General features: G+C 34.4%; 2 protein-coding genes. Both read left to right on the forward strand.

Annotated elements, in window-relative coordinates; all coding sequences use genetic code 11:
* The first annotated feature begins 174 nt into the window (after positions 1–174).
* Positions 175–924 carry an ABC transporter ATP-binding protein gene (locus FC77_RS07455; RefSeq protein ID WP_054682315.1) on the forward strand — a complete coding sequence of 250 codons (750 nt, stop codon included), beginning with the start codon at positions 175–177 and terminating at the stop codon, positions 922–924.
* 9 nt (positions 925–933) lie between these two features.
* Positions 934–2,733 (forward strand): FtsX-like permease family protein, encoded by a 1,800-nt coding sequence (locus tag FC77_RS07460; protein WP_056971002.1) that lies wholly within the window; start codon positions 934–936, stop codon positions 2,731–2,733.
* Positions 2,734–2,829: the final 96 nt, after the last annotated feature.

Below are 2,829 nucleotides of genomic sequence, written 5' to 3' on the forward strand. Positions count from 1 at the left end.
AAATGATTCGGTTCATAAAGCTAAACTTTCGTCAATGTCTTAACTTAATGACATTGTTAAGATATGGGAAGATTTGTCTTTTTTTCATAAAAATAATTGACAAAAAAATAGAGTAATATTAGTGTATTAATTAGTTAATACAGAAGAATGAAAATTACGGAAAGAGGAAAAGATATGACTAAGATTCTTAATGTAGACCAAGTCACAAAAACATATGGTAAGAAAGGTGAAAAACGCTATCAGGCCCTCAAAGGAATTAACTTCTCAGTGGATTCCGGAGAATTTGTAGCCATTATGGGTGCATCTGGTTCTGGTAAAACGACCCTTTTAAATATTTTATCAACCTTGGATACACCAACTACTGGTCATGTTTTTATTAATAATGACGATATTAGTACCTTAAATGCCAATCAGATGGCCGATTTTCGGAGTAAACAAATTGGTTTTATCTTTCAAGATTTTAACTTGTTGGAGAATTTAACTGATAGGGAAAATATTGCCTTGCCCCTCACTTTGCGGGGAATTTCTTCTAATCGGGTTGATCCACTTGTGGATAAGATTGCTACTAGATTAGGTATTAAAGAAATTTTGGATAAATATCCTGCAGAAATATCTGGTGGGCAAAAACAGAGGGTAGCTTCTGCGCGTGCACTTGTGCATGAGCCAGCAATTTTGTTGGCAGATGAACCGACAGGTGCATTAGATTCTAAGAGTGCTCGTGAACTACTAGATACGATGGAAGACTTAAATAAAAACGATGGTGTTACCACTTTGATGGTTACCCACGATCCATTTTCTGCAAGTTTTGCTAACAGAATCCTTTTCATTAAGGATGGGAAAATTGGTGAACAAGTCAAAAAGAATGATAAAACTCGAACGGAGTTCTACCATACTTTGATTGAACATTTGGGTACTGAAGAATAGGAGAAAAACATGATTTGGAAATTATCTTTTACCGGAATTAAGAGCCGGCTTAAAGACTACAGAGTTCTATTTTCTGGATTAGTTGTAGCTAGCATGATTTTTTACATGTTTTTAAGCTTGGCAATTAATCCTTCATTTATGAGTAAAGACGTCAATGCGCCTTCTAGTTACCTTAGTTTTATTTTTGGCTTTGGAATTGTACTTCTTGCAATCATTACCTTAGTTTATTTAATCTATGCTAATTCGTTCTTGCTTAGTATGCGGCAACACGATTATGGCATGTTTATGATGCTGGGTGCTAAAAGTTCACGAATTGGATTATTAATCTTCTGTGAAACCTTGATTACTGGTGTCTTAGCAACTATTTTAGGAATTATCATTGGTTTTGGTTTGACCGCATTAGTGGCCAAGTTATTAATCCATAATCTTGGTTTAGCGATTACGCATTTTCAAGTGATTCTGCCTAATGCGATTACATGGACATTAGTTTTCTTTATACTTATTTTCTTCCTTGCAGCACTTAGAAATGTTCATAAACTTGTGCATAGTAAGGTGATTGACCTTTTACATGAAAGTCAAAAGCCAATTAAGATTAGCAATCATCCTGTTTGGCGTAGTGTTGAAGCTGTTCTTGGTATTTTGTTATTGGCAGCTGGCTACTATGTTATGGGCTGGAAGAATGTCTTTATTGTTATTCCGGTAGCCTTGGTCACGATTGTTTTAGGTTCGTACTTTACCTTTGATGCCTTCTTTACGGCGATCATTGACGTATTGTTGAAAAATAAGGGCTTTGCCTATCATGGCATTCGTATTTTCACATTAGGTCAATTAAAATTTCGCTTACGTGATTATACGAGAATCTTAACCGTTATTTCACTTCTCTTTGCTTTGGCTTTGGGAGCCATTACCGTTGGTCTAAACTTTAATACTATAAAAGATCAGGTAAAAGGTAGCATTTATTATGATGCTGAAGTAGTAAGTAATTCTTCTAACGTTCAAAAAAATGTGGATAAACTATCAATTAAGACTAAGCATACATATCATTATAAAGAAACCAGTCATGATCTTTACTTTGATAAAGCTGAGTTCAAAAAGAATCCTGTTAAAAATGTTCGCTTTGAACTAAAGAATAACCTTCCTACTTACAAAAATGAAACTTTGAATACTGGTCAAATAAGCAATCCAGGTACTCATGCCAATAGTTCTTTTGGAGAATTAGTGCCAAATGGGATCCCTAAGAAGATCCATTTACTTCCTACAAAAGAAGCTAAAAATATTAAAGGACAATCGAAATTTGTTACTTTTTTAAGTGTGAATAATTTTGATAAAGATTATCCTGTTTTACTTAAAATTGAAAAAAAGCAAATGCAGGAAAATCCAAGTTTAACAGATACACTTTCTGGAACTAAACCACTTGCTTATCAAACCATGTTAGGTCTAACCAGTGGTTTTGAATTCATGGGCTTCTTCTTAGGACTCGCTTTCTTGACTATGTTAGCTTCAACTTTGATGTTTAAGGTCTTAAGTGGGGCAGCTAGTGATAAGATGCGCTATCAAATGCTCTATAAGATTGGTGCCCGTGAAAAAGTTTTGCGGCATTCAATTTCTAGTGAAATTGGTACTTTGTTTGTACTTCCTGGAATTCTTGGAATAGTTGATGTTTTGTTTGGATTAAGGATGTTTAAACTACTACTCCCTCATCCTTATGCTGGACTTTGGATTCCATTTACCATTTTTATTATTCTGTATTTCTTCTATTATGTTTTAACTGTTAAACTTTATGAGCGAATTGTATTAGCTCGAAAATAAATAAATTGTATGAAAAAAGCTTCCCTCATGGGAAGCTTTTGAAGTTAACCCCCTGAACTAGACGAAGAGTCTAATCCAGGAGGTCTTTTTATATGA

Origin of the sequence: Lactobacillus acetotolerans DSM 20749 = JCM 3825 (assembly GCF_001436775.1) — a bacterium.
GTDB lineage: Bacteria > Bacillota > Bacilli > Lactobacillales > Lactobacillaceae > Lactobacillus > Lactobacillus acetotolerans.